Source organism: Xylanibacter ruminicola Ga6B6, assembly GCF_000687715.1.
Taxonomy (GTDB): domain Bacteria; phylum Bacteroidota; class Bacteroidia; order Bacteroidales; family Bacteroidaceae; genus Prevotella; species Prevotella ruminicola_B.
Genome location: NZ_JHXD01000005.1, coordinates 21,701 through 41,679, shown reverse-complemented (window position 1 = coordinate 41,679; position 19,979 = coordinate 21,701). Strand labels below are relative to the sequence as shown.

The 19,979-nt window shown below is 48.8% G+C and carries 13 protein-coding genes; 9 read left to right on the top strand and 4 right to left on the bottom strand.

Translation table 11 applies throughout. The annotated features are described in order from the left end of the window. Window positions 1-79 precede the first annotated feature (79 nt). The 5 genes from T500_RS0104910 (at window position 80) to T500_RS0104890 (ending at window position 12,221) form a co-directional block, all read left to right on the top strand. Window positions 80-1,519 carry a tagaturonate reductase gene (locus tag T500_RS0104910; RefSeq protein ID WP_028907184.1) on the top strand — a complete coding sequence of 480 codons (1,440 nt, stop codon included), beginning with the start codon at window positions 80-82 and terminating at the stop codon, window positions 1,517-1,519. Window positions 1,520-1,525: 6 nt separating this feature from the next. Continuing rightward, on the top strand, window positions 1,526-4,321 hold the full coding sequence (gene uvrA / locus T500_RS0104905; RefSeq protein ID WP_028907183.1) for an excinuclease ABC subunit UvrA: 2,796 nt from the start codon (window positions 1,526-1,528) through the stop codon (window positions 4,319-4,321). 75 nt (window positions 4,322-4,396) lie between these two features. Further along, a complete protein-coding gene (locus T500_RS15200; RefSeq protein ID WP_196243470.1) occupies window positions 4,397-6,370 on the top strand; it encodes a DUF5686 family protein in 1,974 nt (657 codons plus the stop codon). Further along, window positions 6,364-9,585 carry a UvrD-helicase domain-containing protein gene (locus T500_RS0104895; RefSeq protein ID WP_028907182.1) on the top strand — a complete coding sequence of 1,074 codons (3,222 nt, stop codon included), beginning with the start codon at window positions 6,364-6,366 and terminating at the stop codon, window positions 9,583-9,585. The genes T500_RS15200 and T500_RS0104895 overlap by 7 nt, the downstream gene beginning before the upstream one ends. Next, the gene (locus tag T500_RS0104890) at window positions 9,582-12,221 is read left to right on the top strand and encodes a PD-(D/E)XK nuclease family protein (protein WP_028907181.1); all 2,640 of its coding nucleotides are present in this window, start codon (window positions 9,582-9,584) and stop codon (window positions 12,219-12,221) included. Before T500_RS0104895 ends, T500_RS0104890 begins: the two co-directional genes overlap by 4 nt. Here the strand turns inward: T500_RS0104890 and T500_RS0104885 are convergent, their stop codons facing one another. Next, window positions 12,222-13,397 (bottom strand): MFS transporter, encoded by a 1,176-nt coding sequence (locus tag T500_RS0104885; RefSeq protein ID WP_028907180.1) that lies wholly within the window; start codon window positions 13,395-13,397, stop codon window positions 12,222-12,224. A 113-nt stretch (window positions 13,398-13,510) separates the two neighbouring features. Here T500_RS0104885 and T500_RS0104880 point away from each other — a divergent pair, with 113 nt between their 5' ends. From T500_RS0104880 to T500_RS0104870, 3 genes are read left to right on the top strand one after another with little or no spacing between them, the layout of a single operon-like run. Beyond that, window positions 13,511-14,320: an RsiV family protein gene (locus T500_RS0104880; RefSeq protein ID WP_028907179.1), complete on the top strand. Its 810-nt coding sequence runs from the start codon at window positions 13,511-13,513 to the stop codon at window positions 14,318-14,320. Next, the gene (gene rsmG, locus T500_RS0104875; RefSeq protein ID WP_028907178.1) at window positions 14,317-14,943 is read left to right on the top strand and encodes a 16S rRNA (guanine(527)-N(7))-methyltransferase RsmG; all 627 of its coding nucleotides are present in this window, start codon (window positions 14,317-14,319) and stop codon (window positions 14,941-14,943) included. Before T500_RS0104880 ends, rsmG begins: the two co-directional genes overlap by 4 nt. After that, on the top strand, window positions 14,943-15,590 hold the full coding sequence (locus tag T500_RS0104870; RefSeq protein WP_028907177.1) for an MBL fold metallo-hydrolase: 648 nt from the start codon (window positions 14,943-14,945) through the stop codon (window positions 15,588-15,590). Before rsmG ends, T500_RS0104870 begins: the two co-directional genes overlap by 1 nt. A 15-nt stretch (window positions 15,591-15,605) precedes the next feature. Here the strand turns inward: T500_RS0104870 and T500_RS0104865 are convergent, their stop codons facing one another. Then, window positions 15,606-17,303: a SulP family inorganic anion transporter gene (locus T500_RS0104865; protein ID WP_028907176.1), complete on the bottom strand. Its 1,698-nt coding sequence runs from the start codon at window positions 17,301-17,303 to the stop codon at window positions 15,606-15,608. A 169-nt stretch (window positions 17,304-17,472) separates the two neighbouring features. Here T500_RS0104865 and T500_RS16305 point away from each other — a divergent pair, with 169 nt between their 5' ends. Further along, a complete protein-coding gene (locus T500_RS16305) occupies window positions 17,473-18,099 on the top strand; it encodes a hypothetical protein (RefSeq protein WP_051611879.1) in 627 nt (208 codons plus the stop codon). Window positions 18,100-18,111: 12 nt separating this feature from the next. On the opposite strand, the gene T500_RS0104855 is transcribed toward T500_RS16305, so the two are convergent. Together T500_RS0104855 and T500_RS0104850 are read right to left on the bottom strand one after the other, a co-directional pair. Next, entirely contained in the window at window positions 18,112-18,861 is a 750-nt protein-coding gene (locus tag T500_RS0104855) for an exodeoxyribonuclease III (protein WP_028907175.1), read from the bottom strand. Continuing rightward, window positions 18,818-19,924, bottom strand: coding sequence for a cache domain-containing protein (locus T500_RS0104850; protein WP_028907174.1), 1,107 nt, complete (start codon window positions 19,922-19,924; stop codon window positions 18,818-18,820). Before T500_RS0104850 ends, T500_RS0104855 begins: the two co-directional genes overlap by 44 nt. Between the last annotated feature and the right edge of the window lie 55 nt (window positions 19,925-19,979).

Here is a 19,979-nt window from a genome sequence, read left to right as displayed (position 1 = left end):
TAACCTCAAATTTGGAAGTATCGCAAAATTCGCCTATCTTTGCACTCGCAAATAATAACAATTAAAACAATATTTAGAAATGAAACCACTAAACAAACAGTTTGCTCCTAAGAGCGTTATGCCTGAAAAGGTTATTCAGTTTGGCGAAGGAAACTTCCTCCGTGCATTTGTTGATTGGATTATCTGGAACATGGACCAGAAGACTGACTTCAACGGTTCGGTTGTTGTTGTTCAGCCTATCGAGAAAGGTATGGTTGACTGGCTGAATGCTCAGGACTGTCTGTACCATGTAAATCTGCAGGGTCGCGAGAACGGCAAGCCCGTTAACACCCTGGAGCGTATTGATGTGATTAGTCGTGCTTTGAACCCATATACCCAGAATGCCGCTTTCATGGCTCTGGCCGATCAGCCTGAGATTCGTTTCGTTATCTCGAACACTACCGAGGCTGGTATTGCTTTCGATCCCTCATGCAAACTCGAAGATGCACCTGCAAGCAGCTACCCAGGTAAGCTGGTTCAGCTGTTGTACCGTCGTTATCAGACTTTCAACGGCGACAAGACCAAGGGACTGATTATCTTCCCCTGCGAGCTGATTTTCCTGAACGGCCACGTACTCAAGGATTGCATCTATAAGTATATCGAGCTGTGGAACCTTGGCGACGACTTTAAGCAGTGGTTTGAGGAGGCTTGTGGCGTATATGCTACCCTCGTTGACCGTATCGTACCAGGCTTCCCACGCAAGGAGATTGCTGAGATTCAGGAGAAGATTTCGTATCGCGACAACCTGGTAGTACAGGCCGAGAACTTCCACCTGTGGGTAATCGAGGCACCTAAAGAGGTTGCCGAGGAGTTCCCCGCTGATAAGGCTGGCTTGCACGTACTCTTCGTACCATCAGAGGAACCCTACCACAAGCGTAAAGTTACCCTGCTGAATGGCCCTCACACCGTATTGAGCCCTGTAGCATTCCTGAGTGGTGTTAACATCGTACGCGATGCCTGCAACCACGAGGTAATCAGCAAATATATCCACAAAGTTCAGTTTGAAGAGCTGATGCAGACACTCGACCTGCCTATGGACGAGCTCGAGAAGTTTGCTGGCGACGTGCTGGAGCGTTTCGACAACCCATACGTTGACCACCAGGTAACCAGCATCATGCTGAACTCATTCCCCAAGTTCCAGGCTCGCGACCTGCCCGGTGTAAAGACATTCCTGGAGCGTAAGGGCGAGCTGCCTAAGGGATTGGTATTCGGTCTGGCTGCTATCATCACCTACTATAAGGGTGGTAAGCGCGAGGATGGCGTTGAGATTGTACCAAACGACGACCAGAAGATTATGGACCTGCTGAAGGAGCTCTGGGCAACAGGCGACACACAGAAGGTTACCGATGGTGTACTGGGCGCCGAGTTCATCTGGCAGGAGGATCTGAACAAGATTCCTGGTCTGAATGCTATGGTGAAGCAGGATCTCGACCTCATTAAGAGTGTAGGCATGCTCGAGGCCGTTAAGAGTATTCTTTAATAATGAATGAGTGATTCAATAGAGATAAAAGGGGCACGCGTTAATAATCTCAAGAATATTGACGTAAAAATTCCCCGAAACCAATTTGTTGTGATTGCCGGAGTCAGTGGCTCCGGCAAATCATCTTTGGCCTTCGACACATTGTATGCCGAAGGCCAACGCCGTTATGTAGAGAGTTTGTCGAGCTATGCCCGACAGTTCCTTGGAAGAATGAACAAACCTGAGTGTGATTTCATCCGCGGCATACCGCCTGCCATCGCTATCGAGCAGAAGGTTATATCAAGGAATCCACGAAGCACTGTGGGCACCAGCACAGAAATTTACGAGTATCTACGCCTGCTGTTTGCCCGCATAGGTCATACCTATTCGCCCATCAGTGGTTGCGAGGTGAAGAAGCACTCTACCGAGGATGTGGTACAGAAGATGCTGGAGTTCTCGAAAGGCACCCGATTCGTAGTGATGGCCCCCATCCATCTGCGCGAAGGGCGATCGATGGAGCAACAGCTTAAGACCTACCAGTTGGAAGGTTATGCCCGCATCTACGTAAACAATGATTTCCAACGAATAGATGATTATCTGGCAGCTGGTAAGTTCGACGACGAGAATATATATCTGGTCATCGACCGCATGAGTGTGGACGACACCAAGGATGTGATTGCCCGTTTGGTCGACTCAGCCGAGACTGCTTTCTACGAAGGTCATGGTGAGTTGCGCTTGCTATTCCCACCTACCATCTTCTACGATTTCTCGATGAAGTTCGAGGCTGATGGTATGACCTTTGAAGAGCCTACCGACCAGATGTTCTCGTTCAACTCGCCAGCAGGTGCCTGTCCTGAGTGTCAGGGCTTTGGACGTATTGTTGGTATCGACGAGAAATTAGTCATCCCCAACACCACCCTGTCTGTTTACGATGGTTGTGTGGTTTGTTGGCATGGCGAGAAAATGAAAGAGTGGCTCGACTGGTTCTGCCGCCACGCGGCCAAGGATGATTTCCCCATCTTTGAGCCATACATGAACCTGACTCAGAAACAGAAGGATTGGCTGTGGCACGGACTACCCTCGGATAAAGGCAAGAAGGAACGTCCATGTATCGATGCCTTCTTCGAGATGGTTCAGGAGAATCAGTACAAAATACAATACCGTGTGATGCTGGCACGCTACCGTGGCAAGACCACTTGTCCCAAGTGTCATGGCACACGTTTAAAGCCCGAGGCCGATTACGTGAAGATTGGCGGACGCAGCATTACCGACCTGGTGCAAATGCCGGTAGTAAAGGTAAAGGAGTGGTTTGAGCGCTTGGAGCTCGACCAGCACGATGCCGAGATTGGAAAGCGTCTGTTAACAGAAATCAAGAGTCGCCTGCAATTCCTGCTTGATGTGGGGCTGGGTTACCTTACCCTCAACCGTCTGTCTAACTCGCTCTCGGGTGGTGAGAGTCAGCGTATCAACCTGTGTACATCGCTGGGTAGTTCGCTGGTTGGCTCATTGTATATCCTCGACGAGCCCAGTATTGGCTTGCACTCGAGAGATACCGACCGTTTGATTCACGTACTGAAGGAGCTGCAATCGTTAGGAAATACGGTGGTTGTAGTAGAGCACGACGAGGATATCATGCGTGCTGCCGATCACCTGATAGATATTGGTCCTGATGCAGGACGCCTGGGTGGTGAGGTTGTGTTTGATGGCGATGCCAAAGAGGTAAACAAAGCCTCGCTCACCAAGTGGCCAAAGAGCTACACAGTAAAATACCTGTTGCACCAGGAAGAGATTCCTGTGCCCCCATCGCGTCGTCCTTGGAACAGATTCATCACCATCAAAGGTGCTCGTATGAACAACCTGAAAGGTATCGATGTAAAGATACCTCTTAACGTGATGACTGTGGTAACAGGCGTATCAGGCTCAGGAAAGTCGAGCCTCATCAAAGGCATCTTGTATCCTGCCATGCGACGACGCATTGGCGAGGCTTGCGACGCACCAGGCGAATACCTGGGACTGGATGGTGACTTAGAGGCTATCAAGCATATTGAGTTTGTAGATCAGAACCCCATAGGCAAGAGTACACGCTCTAACCCTGCTACATATGTAAAGGCTTACGATGCTATTCGCGAGCTGTATGCCCAGCAACCACTGGCCAAACAAATGGGCTTTACGCCACAATACTTCTCGTTCAATACCGATGGTGGACGTTGCGAGGAGTGTAAGGGTGCAGGTACCATCACGGTAGAGATGCAGTTTATGGCCGACTTAGTACTGGAGTGCGAGGCGTGTCATGGTCATCGCTTTAAGAAAGAGATTTTGGATGTAAACTATCGTGGCAAGAGTGTTGATGATGTACTGAATATGACTATCTCAGAGGCCATCACATTCTTTGAAGAGGGTGGCGAGAACGTCATCGTTAAGCGTTTGAAGACGCTCGAGGATGTGGGCTTAGGCTACATCAAACTGGGCCAGAACTCATCGTCGCTCTCTGGTGGTGAGAACCAGCGTGTAAAACTGGCCTACTTTATCGGACAGGAGAAACAGGAGCCCACGCTCTTTATCTTCGACGAGCCTACCACTGGTCTGCATTTCCACGATATACAGCGCCTGCTGAAAGCCTTCGAGGCCCTGATAGCACGAGGCCATACCATTCTGATTATTGAGCACAACATGGAGGTCATCAAATGTGCCGACCATGTGATAGACTTAGGACCAGATGGCGGCGATAAGGGTGGTAACCTAGTGATAGCAGGAACGCCCGAACAAGTGGTGACATGCAAAGAGAGTCTGACAGGTAAATACCTGAAAGAAAAACTGGAATAAAAAAGAGTAACAACTTTGAGATACGATCAACTATTCACCAAAACACTACTGGCCGCCATACTTACGAGTATGGTCATGAGTGTATCAGCGAGCAACAAACGTGATTCGCTGAATATCTTGAATCGTATCTACAATTACCAGCAGGCCAATACAGCAGCCATCGACAGCCTCGAGGATCAGGTGTACGCCAAGTTCCGATACCATGTGGATAAGCGCAATGCCATACTGTGGCTCATCCCCTCGATGTATGTGATGGCCAAGGATGAGAGAGATTATATCCGTGAGTCGTACAGCAAAGTAGTATTTGCAAATGCGCACGATTACGACATCACCAACCAGTTGCTATCAGGCACCATCCGTCGTAACCGTAAGGCACTCCCTACCCTGCTCGACTACATGACGCCCAACATCTACGATATCGACTTGTACGATGGGCACATGCTCTCACCCTTCAACAAATGCAATCGCAGGTATTACCGTTTTACCCAGAAGCTTCAGCACGACGGCACCACTCGTCTGGAATTCCGTCCGAAGATATACAACACGCAGTTGCTGAATGGTTATGCCATCGTTGACACCAACACCGGGCGTATTATCCGAACACTGCTGAATGGCGAGTATGATATGCTCACCTTCCGCACAGAGATTACGCAAGGCGAAGAAGGCGGGCGCTCTATCATGCCTGCCAAATGCACCACAGCAGCTACGTTCCGGTTCATGGGCAACAGGATTTCGGCTCTGTTCGATGCCAACTATAACTGCGACAAGACGCTACCCGATTCTGTAGAAAGGATGGATAGCAGGGATCTGATGGATGAGGTTCGTCCCATACCACTTACAGAAACCGACAAGCAGATATACGAGACCTACGATCAGAAAAACCGTCAGGACTCGATGGCACAAGACACGCTGCCCAAGAAACAGCGACTCTGGAAGAAGATTTTCTGGGACACCATTGGCGAGAACCTGGTTACACCTATCAAGGCAGAATCGGAGGAAGCCAACTTCAGTATGTCGCCTATCATCAACCCGATGTACGTAAGTTACAGTCATTCCCGTGGTGTGCGTTATAAGATGCGCTTCCGTTCGCAGTACAACTTCTCGGCTCACCGTTATCTAACGCTCAACCCCACGTTTGGTTACACCTTCAAGGAGCACCAGTTCTACTTTACGGCACCACTCCGTATGACGTACAACCCAAAACGTAACGGATATACCGAGGTTGTGTTTGGTAATGGCAACCGTATCAGTACATCTACGGTAATGGATGTGATTAATGCTGCCCATCAGGACACCATCAACTTCGATAATACGGATATGGACAAGTTCAAGGACCAGCATTTCAGCATCATCAACAATATCATGGTGTTCGACTGGTTGGATATCGAAACAGGTTTCATATACCATCGCCGTTCGGCTGTTAACAAAGAGTTGATGAAGTGTTACGACATGCCAACAGAATATCGAAGCTTTGCACCAAGCATCGGCCTGAAGTTCTCGCCTTGGCTGAATCGTGGCCCCGTTCTCTCGGTAGATTACGAGCGAGGCGTGAAGGGTGTTAACAAGTCGGATTTGGAATACGAGCGTTGGGAGTTTGATGCCCAGTGGAAGAAGAAGATTCCGGGCTTGCGATTGCTTAACATGCGCGCTGGTGCAGGTTTCTATACCAACAAGAAGGACAACCTGTTTGTGGACTTCGCTAACTTCCGCGACGAGAATCTGCCCGAAGGATGGGACGACGACTGGAGCGGAAACTTCCAACTGCTACGCAGTCGTGTGTACAACCTGTCAGATTATTATCTGCGTGGTAACGTGTCGTACGAATCACCCATGTTGGTGGCCACATGGATTCCCTACTTGGGAAAATATATTGAGAAAGAGCGCTTCTATCTGAGCGGCGTATTACTACAGGATTCGCGCCCCTACTACGAATTAGGCTATGGCTTTACCAACAGGTATATCTCGGTTGGTGCCTTTGCCAGTTTCCGTAACACCCACTTCGATCGTATTGGTGTAGAGGTGGAATTTGAACTATTCAGAAGATGGTAAACGAAACACAGAAATCACTCACCGTATATAAAGCCAGTGCTGGAAGTGGTAAGACTTTCACCCTGGCCACCGAATATATCCGTCTGCTGGTAGAGAATCCGCAGAGCTATCGCAACATCCTGGCAGTAACCTTTACCAACAAGGCTACCGAGGAGATGAAGATGCGTATTCTCAGTCAGCTGTATGGCATCTGGAAACAGTTGCCGGAATCAGACAACTATCTGCAGAACATTCAAACAAAGACTGGTCTTAAGCCAGAGGTCATCAGCGAGCGAGCCGGGTTGGCACTTAATAACCTGACCCACAACTACAACTATTTCCGTGTGGAGACCATCGACACGTTCTTTCAGAGTGTGCTACGCAATATGGCACGCGAACTCGACCTGACCACCAACCTGCGTATTGGATTGAACGATTATCAGGTGGAAGAGTTGGCTGTCGACCAGCTGATTGAAGATCTGACTACAACAGATGTGATGCTGCAATGGATTCTGAAGTACATCATGGAGAATATCTCTGATGACAAGTCATGGAACGTGATTGCACAGATTAAGAAGTTTGGTCAGAACATCTTTAAGGACTATTATAAAGAGGTGAGCCTCACCCTCGAACAGAAGATGGGCGAGGAAGGATTCTTCGAGAACTATACCACCACCCTGCGCGAGCTGAAGAAGGCAGCCGAGGGCTATATGAAAGAGATTGGCGAATCGTTCTTCGACACCCTCGAAGGAGAAGGCTTGAGTGCAGACGATCTGTCGAGTAAGCAGCGAGGTATTGCCAGTTTCTTCAATAAGCTCCGTAAGGGCACCTTCGATCCAAGCATTATCACAGCAACGGTGAATAATCATTTGGAGAATATCGAGAAGTGGTGCCCCAAGACCCACCCACAGCGCGATGCCGTGCTGAATGTGGTTGAGGCTTCGCTGCAACAGATACTGAAATGTGCTGTAGAGGCTCAAGAAAAGCAATGGAAAATATTCCAGTCGGCCAATCTCACCTTGCGTCATCTCAACCAGCTGCGCCTGCTAAGCAGCATTGAGAAAAAGGTACGCGAGATTAACGAGACAGATAACCGCTTTTTGCTGAGCGACACCCAGCAACTGCTCCACTCGCTCATTGATGGCAGCGACTCGCCTTTTATCTTCGAAAAGATAGGAACCCAACTCAAGCACGTGATGATTGATGAGTTCCAGGACACCTCTACCATCCAGTGGCAGAACTTCAAGGTGCTGCTTTCAGAAACCATGAGTCATGACGATGGCAGCAATCTGATTGTGGGCGATGTAAAACAGAGTATCTATCGCTGGCGCTCAGGCGACTGGCGCTTGCTGAATGGTATCGAGCAGCAGTTTAATGCCATGCTCATGGAGATTAAATCGCTCTCAACCAACTACCGTTCTACGCGTAACGTCATCGATTTCAACAACCAGTTCTTTACCCATGCTGCCAACTTAGAATATGCAGCACTCGAGGAGTTGAACTGCGATGAGCGCGACCAGCTAAAGAAGGCCTATGCCGACGTAACCCAGCAGGTTCCAGAGAGCAAGCCACAAGAAGGCAAGATTACCATAGAACTGTTGCCTAATGAAGAGTACCAGGAAGAGGTGCTGGCACACATGACTGAAAACGTGAGCGAACTCATCGGCCAAGGCGTTAGTCAAAAGGATATCGCCATCCTGGTGCGCTATAACTTCCATATACCCATTATTGCTCAGTATTTTCTGGAGCATCTGCCCTCAGTAAGCATTGTGAGCGATGAGGCGTTCCGCTTAGATGCATCGAGTGCTGTATGCCTGATGATTCAGGCACTGCAACTTCTGCTAACACCCGACGACCAACTTACCAAGGCAGCCATTGTTAAAACCTGGCTCTGCACCGTTCAGGGCAAGGAACTGAGTGATAACGAATTTATGATAGCAGGTGCCAACCTCGATGCCTACCTGCCCGAGGCTTATATTGCCCACTTTGATGAGCTATTAACCTTACCACTCTACGAGCTGGCTGAGAAGATTTATACAATCTTCGAGTTACACCGCTTAGAGGGGCAAGGTGCCTACCTGTGTGCCTTCTATGACCAGTTGGCCAACTATGTCAACGAGAATACTACAGATATCCAGGCATTCCTGACTGAATGGGAAGAGTCGCTTTGCAAGAAGACTATCCAGAGCGATGAAACCAATGGTATCCGTCTGATCTCTATCCACAAATCAAAGGGTTTGGAGTTCGACCACGTCATAATCCCCTTCTGCGACTGGCCATTGGAGAAAACAACTGATAACATCATCTGGTGCCAACCTAACGAGGCACCTTTCAACGATCTGCCCATTGTGCCTATCGACTATAGTCAGAAGGCAATGTTAGGCACCATCTACGAAGGTGATTACCTGCACGAGCACCTGCAGAACATGGTTGATAACCTGAATCTGCTGTACGTGGCCTTTACTCGTGCCGCTAAGAGTTTGTTTGTGATTGGTAAGCGTGGCGTTAAGAACTCACGTTCGGCCTTGATAGAACTCTGTCTGCCTTTAGTGGCTGGCGATATGCCTGATGCCCAGTTGGAGGGTATGGAGAACAATGACGCAGCGATTGTATTCTCGATGGGTTCGTTCACTGTTGGCGAGACTGAGCAGAAAGAAAAAGAACCCAGCAAGAACCCCTTCCTGCAGAAGTCAGAGGCCGTGCATGTGGCCATCCGCAACTTCGAAAGTAAGGTAAACTTCCGTCAGAGTAATCGTAGTCGCGACTTTATCGAGGGCGACGAACTGGATCAGCAACACCGCTATATCCAAGCTGGTAGCGTATTGCACGAAATCTTCTCTACCATCCAGACAGAGAAGGATATTCCAGAAGCCCTGCAGCGTTTGCAATTCGAGGGTATTCTGTACGACGAGGAGATGACTGCCGAGAAGATTACCACCATGCTGCGTAAACGTCTGGCCGACCCACGTGTAGCCTCGTGGTTCTCGTCGCGTTGGACGCTCTTTAACGAGTGTACCATTCTCTCTGTTGAAGATGGCGAGGTTAAGGAGCATCGCCCCGACCGTGTGATGACAGATGGCAACGAGTGGATTGTGGTCGACTTTAAATTCGGCCATCCAAACCCAGAATACCATGACCAGGTACGTCGTTATATGGACCTTTTGCAGTCGATGGGACACCAAAACATCAAAGGCTACCTGTGGTACGTTTACAGTAATAAGATAGAAGAAGTATGAAGAGTTTCCTTGAACATGTAGCAGAAGACCTGCTTTCCAGATATGGCACCAATCTATCACGAGTAGCTGTGGTGTTCCCTAACAAGCGTGCATCATTGTTCCTTAACGAGCACCTGGCACGCTTGGCGCAGAAGCCCCTGTGGAGCCCTGCTTATATTACCATCAGCGATTTGTTCCGCTCGCACTCTAAACTACAGGTGGCCGACCCTATCCTGCTGGTATGCGAACTACATCGTGTGTTTACCGCTTGTACAGGTATCGACGAGACGCTCGATCATTTTTATGGTTGGGGACAGCTGTTGCTTTCCGACTTCGACGATTTGGATAAGAATATGGCGCCTGCCGATAAGGTGCTGGCTAACCTGCGCGACATACACGAGCTCGACGACACCTCGTATCTCACCCCTGAGCAGCGTGAGATGATCAAGCGCTTTTTCAGCAATTTTTCTGAGGAGCATAACACCGAACTGAAAGAGCGATTCCTACGCCTGTGGAGCCATATTGGCGAGATTTATCATGCTTACAACCAGCAGTTGGCCGAGAAGCAACTGGCCTACGAGGGCGCCCTCTATCGCCAGGTGGCAACGGACGAAACGTTAGAATTTGAATACGATACTTATGTATTTATCGGCTTCAACCTGTTGCAGAAGGTTGAGCAAACACTCTTCAGCCGATTGGAAAAACAGGGCAAAGCCATTTTCTATCAGGATACAGATGAGGTGCCACCATGCCATATCAACCTGATTTCGGCCCCTACTGAGAATATCCAGGCCCGTTACATCAGCGAATGGTTGGATGCCGATCGCATTAACGATGGTCGCAAAACAGCCATTGTGCTTTGCAACGAGGGCTTGCTGCAAACGGTTATCCATTGTCTGCCTGAGAATGTTGATAAAATCAATATCACCACAGGTTATCCACTAGGACAAACATCTATAGCATCGCTCATCAACACACTAATCAACATGCAGGTGCATGGTTACTCGCTGCGCAAGCAGACCTTTGCACGTAGATGGGTTGAAAGTATCAAGCGCCATCCTTACGCCACACTGATGCCCGACGATTTTGCCAGCCAACGCTATACTGATATCCAGCCCTTACTGCACTGGCTCATCAGTCTTACGCAAACCATCGCTACCTCAAAGAGTCCTATTATCGACTCGCCACTCGATACAGAGAGTCTTTTCCGCATGTACACCTTGCTTAACAGATTAAGCGGTTTGGTGGATAGTGGCGTACTGAAGGTGGATGTGATAACACTACAACGTCTGATTGTACAGCTAATATCAACCACTTCTATCCCCTTCCATGGCGAACCTGCCGAAGGAATTCAGGTGATGGGTGTGCTCGAAACGCGAAACCTCGACTTCGATCATGTGCTACTGCTCTCATGCAACGAGGGTAACATGCCACGTGGCGTTAACGATACTTCGTTTATCCCCTACGCCTTGCGTAAGGCCTACGGACTGACCACCATCGATTACAAGGTATCTATCTATGAGCATTATTTCCATCGTTTGCTGCAACGTGCAAAAGATGTAACCATTCTTTATAACAATGCCACCAGCGATGGTAAAACAGCCGAGATGTCGCGCTTTATGCTGCAACTGATGGTTGAGAACAAGATCCCAATTACGTTCCAGACACTGAAAGCAGGACAGACACCCCAGCTCCATGCCCCTCAGGCTATAAACAAGACACCTGAGGTGATGAGTCAGCTACAGCGCCGTTTTGCTAAAGATGCAGGCGGCATCAGTCCTACTGCCATCAACACCTATCTGCGCTGCCAACTGCGATTCTTCTATCGTTATGTGTGCGAGCTGAAAGAGCCCGACAACACAGAGGACGATTTGATTGACAACCGTTTGTTTGGTAACATCTTCCACAAAGCCGCACAATTGGTGTACCAGTATCTGGTAGCAACCAAAGCCACCATCACTACAATGGCTATCGACGATCTGCTGAAGGAAGAGGTAACCATAGAACGAGTGGTTGATGAGGCCATCAAGCAGGAGTTCTTCCATATCCACGATGCCTCACACCCACTGCCCCCACTCGATGGTTTGCAGCTTATTAATCGCGAGGTAATTATCAAGTACCTGCGCCAGCTGTTAGAGTGCGATCGCCGTTTGGCGCCATTCAGCATCCTGGGGCTCGAAAAGCCTGTTAACATCACCCTGAACAATCAGTATATTGCTGGTATCATCGACCGTTTGGATAGTATTACCGATCCTGAAACAGGACTGGAACGTATCCGTGTGGTAGATTATAAGACTGGTTCACGCCAGATGAAGGCCATGCCCGATGTGGCAGCCATCTTCTCACAGGAGGCCATCAAGGACCATAGCGATTACTTCCTGCAAACCCTGCTCTACGCCCATATCGTGCGTAACAAGACGCCACAGATGGTGTCGCCATGCCTGCTGTTTATTCAGCATGCAGGTAGCGAGGATTACGACCCAACCTTGAAGATTGGTAAGGAAGCCATCACTGATATAGCAGATTATTCGGATGAGTTTATAACGCTGTTACGCCAACAGCTGGACGATATCTATAACGCCCAGATGGCTTTTGTGCCAACTGACGACCAGCATCGTTGCGAAACATGCCCTTACGCAGCATTGTGCCGAGGGTAATTATCTGTTTTTGTTATTTGTAAACCAGTTGTGGGTAAAATGGTACATAGCCAAAGCAGCTATTACCAGCACCAAGGCAGCTATCAGCGCGGCTGTAACGTTGCCTTGGAAGATAGCCACACCTGCGCCTACACCCCATGCGATACCACTCTCCCAGCCTAACAGGAAGGTGCTCTGCGAGGTGCCACGTTGACAATGGCGACTCAGTTTGATAAAGAACAGCAGGAAGCGCGAACCTATCAAACCAACACCCATACCAATAAACAGCGGGGCTGCATACATCACGATAGGCAAATGGCGTGTGATCATCATCAGCAGGGCCACACCCATCAGTATCAGACCTGTTACCACCTCGCTCTTCAGCTCAGCATTCTTGAATACAAAGCGCTGCGACAAGATGGCCACAGCAAAGCCCACCATCATCATCGAGTAGAACTGCTCTATCATCACTACTGATAGGATAATGCCCACTGCCAAGGTTACCAGCTGCAGGTTTACAAACAGGGGGAATCCATGAGGCAGGAAGAAACGATCCAAACTAACAGTAGGGATATCGTCCTGAGGCGCACGGAAGGGGAAGTTTACCAGCAACACCAGTACCACCACAGCCATAGCACAAGCCATGGTTGCCAACAGCACATAGTGGAAGCCAGCAATGCGCCCAATAAGCAAACCTGCCATAGGACCCATACTCAGGGCAAACCTCGAGAACCAGGCAGCCGAGTGGTTAGCCTCAGTACGCTGGAACGACTCGCTGGTATCGATAATCAGCGTACTCGTCAGCACCATCTGGGCCAGTCCGAACACAGCACCTTGTGCAAAGCGATGCACAAAAACCACCATAGGGTCGGCCACACGCATGTGCAAACCATCTATATAATACAGGGCTGTAATCAATAGTGCTTCAATCAGCACGGCAAATATGCACACTAAGTTTCTACGATAGTGCTGAACCATATAAGATATGAATGCACCAAGTGCAAACAGTCCTACTCCTAATGCAGCCATAGCAATACCTGCATCCTGAGCCGAGAACTGCTGGGCATCCATCAGCCAGCGGGGCATAGTAGGTACGAGCATATAGACCGTCATTGCCAACAAGAAGTTGGCGATGGCCATCAACCAAAAGTCTTTATGCCACAACCTGATATGTACGGGCGTACTCTGTGAATTCATTCTGGTTTTAATGATTCTTTTATTATTTCGGCTGCAAAATTAGTGATTTTTTATGAGAAATTTGCTATTTTCGAGATTTTAGTGTAATTTTGCGCAAAAATAAGTGCAAAAGTATGACAAACCAACTCAAATACATACTCATTTTCGTTATTCTCACCGTTTTTACGGGTTGCAGAAATGATGACGAAGGCAAACTGACTTTCGAGATGATCGAGTCGGAAAAAACCATACGTCTGTCAAACGAAGAGTTATCGCCCGTGTGCAGTGTAAGCTTAAAACTGCCCTGCGCCACCAAAGAGAGTGGCGAGGTGGGACAGAAGATTAACGAGGCTGTGGTATATCGCCTCTTTAATCAGGCCGACATGGGCATGCAAGGTGCCATGGACCAGTTTGCCGAGGCCTACACCATGAGTTATAAAACCAACATGCTGCCCCTCTACAATGCCGATCGTGCCGATACCACCAAGCGTTCGTGGTACGAGTTCCATTACATTATCAATGCCACTACCGAACAAACCTCGAAGCGCACATTGGCCTATCTGGCCACTATCGACTATAGCGAGGGCCATGCCAACAGCATCCACCAGCTTATCCCCCTTAATTTCAATACAGAAACAGCTAAAGAAATCAGGATGAAGGATGTGTTTGTGGATGGCTACGAAACCCAGTTGCCCCCCGTGTTGCTGAAGGCACTCATGGAGAAGACAGAGACACAGGATCTTGAACAGTTGAAGGAGAAAGGCTATCTGGATCAGGTAGAAATGTACGTACCCGAGAACTTTATTGTGAGCGATAATACCATCACTTTTATTTTCAACCCCTCCGAGATTGCCTCGTTGGAGTTAGGCACTATCGAGTTGGTACTTACCTATGACCAGCTTAAGAAATTTGTAAAACCCGCATTTATCAAATCAGTACAATGACAGCAGAGATTATTCAGAAATATTTCCCAGAGCTGAGCGACGAACAGCGCCGGCAGTTCGATGCCCTTGATGCCCTTTATCGTGATTGGAACACCAAGATTAACGTGATATCACGTAAGGATATCGACCAGCTTTACGAGCACCACGTGCTCCACTCACTGGCCATCGCCAAGATAATTAACTTCCGTCCAGGTACACGCATCCTGGATTTTGGTACAGGAGGCGGCTTTCCTGGTGTGCCCCTGAGCATTCTGTTTCCAGAGTGCCAGTTCAAGCTGATTGATGGCACAGGCAAGAAGATTCGTGTGGCCCAGGAGGTATGCAATGCCATTGGCTTGAAGAACTGCCAGCCAACCCATCTGCGTGGCGAGGACGAAAAGGATAAGTACGACTTTATTGTGAGTCGTGCCGTGATGCCCCTCCCCGACCTGGTAAAGCTGATGCGCAAGAACATCTCGAAGACTCAGCAGAATGCCCTGCCTAATGGCGTTATATGCCTGAAGGGTGGTGATTTGCAGGCCGAGTTGCAGCCCTATCATAAGATTGTAGAAGCCACAGAGATCTCGCAGTTCTTCAGCGAAGAGTGGTTTAAGGAAAAATACGTTATCTATCTGCCCCTATAATGCTACACGTAAAAACCTTCAGCTTTAATCTCCTGCAGGAGAATACCTACGTGGTTTATGACGACACCAACGAGTGTGTGATTATAGACTGTGGTGCCTACTATCAGGAGGAGCGCGATGCGTTGGTAAACTTTATCAACGAGCATCAGCTAAAGCCCGTACACCTGCTTTGCACTCATGGTCATTTCGACCATAACTTTGGCATCAACACCGTGTTTGACACGTGGGGACTGAAGCCTGAGATTTCTGCCGACGATGAGTGGCTGATTACAGATATCCCTGGCCAGTTCCAGGCGATGGCAGGCATCAAGCTCAACTTGTCATACCCTGAGCCAGGCCATTACTTTGCCAACGACGAGGTGATACGCTTTGGCACCCACCAGTTTAAGCTGCTGCGTACTCCAGGCCACACACCAGGTGGTGTTAGCTTCTGGTGTGAAGAAGAGAAGGTGGTGTTTACAGGCGATACCCTGTTCCGTATGAGCATAGGCCGCACCGATTTTGAGCGTGGCAGCTATGCCGATATCATGCACAGTCTGCAGCATGTGCTTGCAACGCTGCCTGCCGATACCACGGTTTATACAGGCCACGGTCCACAATCCACCATTGGCGACGAACAGCAATACAATCCTTATATGAACGCATAAAAAAAGAGTTGGTATTTAAACCAACTCTTTTGCTCTTTCTAATGCTATATTGATGTGCGAGCAAATGTTGTTCTCGCCTAACATCTTATCAAATCCGGCCTTATGGAGTACAGCCTGCACTGTTGGGTTCACACCCGAGAGTACTACCTGTATGCCATCATTCTGACTCATGGTACACAAGTTTGTCAGGTTGTGGATACCAGTAGAATCAACGAAAGGCACCTTACGCATACGGATAATTCGAACCTTGGGTCGCTGACCACGCAAGCTGGCCATAATCTCCTCGAACTTGTTACCTGCTCCAAAGAAGTAAGGACCGTTAATCTCATATACCTCTACACCCTCAGGAATAGTCAGGTGCTCCAGGTTACCCATCTGGAAGTCGCTCTGCTCCTCCTCTGGGTCGATCTCATCGCTGATAACCTTCACATCGGTAGTCTCTGCCATACGACGCATGAACAGCAAGCAAGCGCAGATCAGACCAACCTCGATAGCGATGGTAAGGTCGAAGATAACGGTAAGCAGGAAGGTTACACACAGCACAATCACATCGCTCTTGGGGTTCTTCATGATCGAAGCAAACGAGCGCCAGCCACTCATGTTGTAACTCACGATTACCAGCACACCAGCCAGACAGGCCATAGGAATATACTGTGCCAGTGGCATGAGGAACAGGAAGATGAGCAACAGCACGGCTGCATGTACGATACCAGCCACAGGCGTACGTCCACCGTTATTAATATTGGTCATGGTACGTGCAATGGCACCTGTAGCGGGGATACCGCCAAATATAGGACTGGCCAGGTTAGCCACACCCTGTGCAATCAATTCGGTATTAGAGTCGTGGCGATCGCCAATCACACCGTCAGCCACAGTGGCTGAAAGCAAAGATTCTATGGCACCCAAAATGGCGATGGTGATAGCTGGCGACACCAGACCCTTAATCACATCCCACGACAAAGCGGGCATTTCAGCATCAGGCAACTGGTTCGAAATACTGAATCTGTCGCCAATGGTTTCTATACTCATTACGCCTGCATACTGCTTGAGCAGCAGAGCGGCTACAGTCATGACGATAATAGCAATCAGCGATCCTGGCAGCTTCTTCAGCAGGCTGTTGTACTTAGCTACCATAGGCCATGTGGCAATCACAGCTACCGAGCCGATACCCACAGCTGTGCTCCACCAGTCGATGGTACCAAAGTCGCCAATGTAAGCGCCCCACTTCTCGATAAAGTCGCTGGGCACGCTCTCCATGGTTAAACCAAACAAGTCCTTAATCTGTGTGGTAAAGATGGTGAGTGCGATACCGCTGGTAAAACCTACCACAATGGGGTAAGGTATGTATTTGATGATGGTTCCCAGATGCAGCACACCAAACAGAATCAGGAATACACCAGCCATCAGTGTGGCAATGGTCAGTCCCTCGAAACCGTACTGCTGAATAATACCATAGATAATAATGATAAACGCACCAGTAGGACCACCAATCTGTACCTTCGAACCACCCAACAGCGAGATAATCAGTCCAGCTACGATGGCGGTGATGATACCCTTCTCAGGGGTTACACCTGATGCAATACCAAAAGCGATGGCCAGAGGCAGTGCTACGATACCTACGATGATACCGGCCAGCAGGTCGGTGGTAAACTGTTGTTTGTTGTAGTGCCGAAGTGTCGACAAAAGTTTCGGCTTGAATGCAAATGTTGTCATCATCTTCTATTAATCTCTATTAATCTCTTGTTATCTTGAAAAAACGCGTGCAAAAGTATAAAAAAAACAAAAAAGTAGCAACGTTTGCGCTAACATAATGCAAAAAAATGTATTTTTGTTGCCACATATCAAGTCATTTTTATTGTTTTACTTAAAAATTCAAAGCATTATGAAAAAAGTACTTATCGCAGTTGTGGCCTGCTTGGCCATGGGTTTCGCATCTTGTGGAAACAAAACTCAGGCTCCTGCCGAAGCCGCCGATTCAACTGTAGTAGCCGAGCAGAATGTAGATGAGGCTGTAAGCGCCATCACCGCTGCCCTCACAGAGCAGATTGAGGCCAAGGATGCCAACAAGCTCCAGGAGACACTGGCCTCTGTACAGGAACAGGTAAAAGAGTTCGTTACCAAGAATCCTGAGCTCGCCAAGGAGTATGTAACCAAGGTTCAGGAGTTCCTGAAGGCCAATGCCGAGCAGATCAAGGCTTTTGCTGGCGACAATGCCGCTGTAGCTGCTGCTGTTGAAACACTCACTGTTACACCTGCCGAGACATTCGTTAATGGTCTTACAAGTGCTGTAGGTGGTGTTCAGGAGGCTGGTCAGGCTGCTGTAGATCAGACCGTTGATGCTGCCAATGCTGCAGTCGAGGATGCCAAGAAGGCTGGTCAGGATGCTGTTGACAACACCAAGAAGGCCGCTGAGGATGCCGCTAACGCAGCTAAGGAAGATGCCAAGAAGAAGGCTAACGATGCCATCGACGAAGGCGCCAATAAGCTGAAGAAGGGTCTGGGACTTTAATCCCAAACACACTTACTTCAATGTTAACTCTACTGGGCAGTGATCGCTGCCCAGTATTTGTGTATGTATCCGGGCATCGTCCATGCGCTCACGCAGACGGTCGCTAATCACAAAATAGTCGATACGCCAGCCAGCGTTCTTCTGTCGCGCCTGGAAACGATAGCTCCACCACGAGTAGGTTACCTGCTCAGGGTACTTATAGCGGAACGAATCAGTAAAACCACTGGCCAACAGGGTTGAGAACTGCTCACGCTCCTGATCGGTAAAGCCGGCATTCATACGGTTGGTCTTGGGGTTCTTCAGGTCAATCTCCTGGTGCGCCACATTCAGGTCGCCACACAGTATCACAGGCTTCTTGGCATCGAGGCCCTTCAGATAGGCACGGAAGTCGTTCTCCCATGTCATACGATAGTCAAGGCGCTTCAGTCCGTCCTGCGAGTTTGGTGTGTAGCAGGTTACCAGGTAAAAATCCTCCATCTCCAAAGTAATCACACGGCCCTCGTGGTCGTGCTCATCAATCCCTATGCCATAGGTCACGTTCAGTGGGTGGTGCTTGGTAAAGATAGCCGTACCACTGTAGCCTTTCTTATCCGCATAGTTCCAATAGCTCTCGTAGCCCTCAAAGGCCAAGTCGAGCTGACCAGCCTGCATTTTTGTTTCCTGCAGACAGAAGAAGTCAGCATCCAACTCACGGAAAGTGTCGCTAAACCCCTTTCCTTCACACGCCCTCAGGCCGTTCACATTCCAACTTATCAGTTTCATATCTATTTTTAAATTCTTTTTTCATATAAACATACGCCAGGGCTACCAACACAAACATGCCCACCAGCACATAGGCCATCAGCTTGAGCACGTACATAAGGCCCAGCATATCAATCTGTCGGCAGGGCACCACCGTTACCATGGTCCAGTCGGTGTACTTCAGCGGTGTATAGAAGAAGTAGCTCTCCTCGCCATTAAACAGATAGCGCTCCTGTGTTTCGTCGCTACTCTGCTCTCCTGCCTTCATCTTGCGTTCCAGCAGGGTTTTCTTACCACTCTTGCTACCCCTTACGTGGTGGAAGAACTGGCCCTCCAATAGCTTTTCTGCCTTGGGGTGCGTGATAAACTTACCATCGTAGTTGATGATGAAACTCTGCGATTTCAGTCCCATCACCTTGGCAGCAAAATTGTTCTGGGCATTATAGGTACTGTCTGTCTCGTCCAGCTTCCCTGTCAGCCATTCCAGCGATATGTCGGCTCCTAACACAGCCACAGGCTTGCCCTCAGCATCGTGTATGGGCACCATATAGGCCACCAGTGTGGTTGAGTTGTCGTAGCCATCGTAGAAGGGATCACTCCACTCACAGGTGTCGCCCTCAATCACGTTTCTGAACCAGCGATCGTTCAGGTAGTCAAAATCCTGATCGCCCTTCAAATCCGTCAGTATCTCATCGCGATTCTCAGGGTTACGCCAGGCAAAGGGACAGAATTTCTCGCCCTTCTCCGGATAGTAATTCTTTATAAAGTTCATGCCACAACTATGCACACGATTACCATTACGCACAATACGTGTCATAGCGTCGATTTGGGTCTCAGGTTTGTCGAGCGATTGCTCAATGTAATACACATGGTTCGAAACCTGTACATACACATCCGACAGCACACGGCGCGTGTACTCATAGTTGATGAGCATACGCATATGAAAGTTCTCTGCATACTGTTTGGTGATACCGTTCAGCGTGTAGTGATAAGAAACAAACCCCACGCACACAGTAATTACCAAGCCCCACAACAAGAGTCGGATAGCAATTCTGGCAGCTAACGATTTAATTCTTCCTTTCATAAGCCCAAACTTTTTGAATCTTTTTGACTGCAAGAGAGCTCGCTATAGGGTTAGC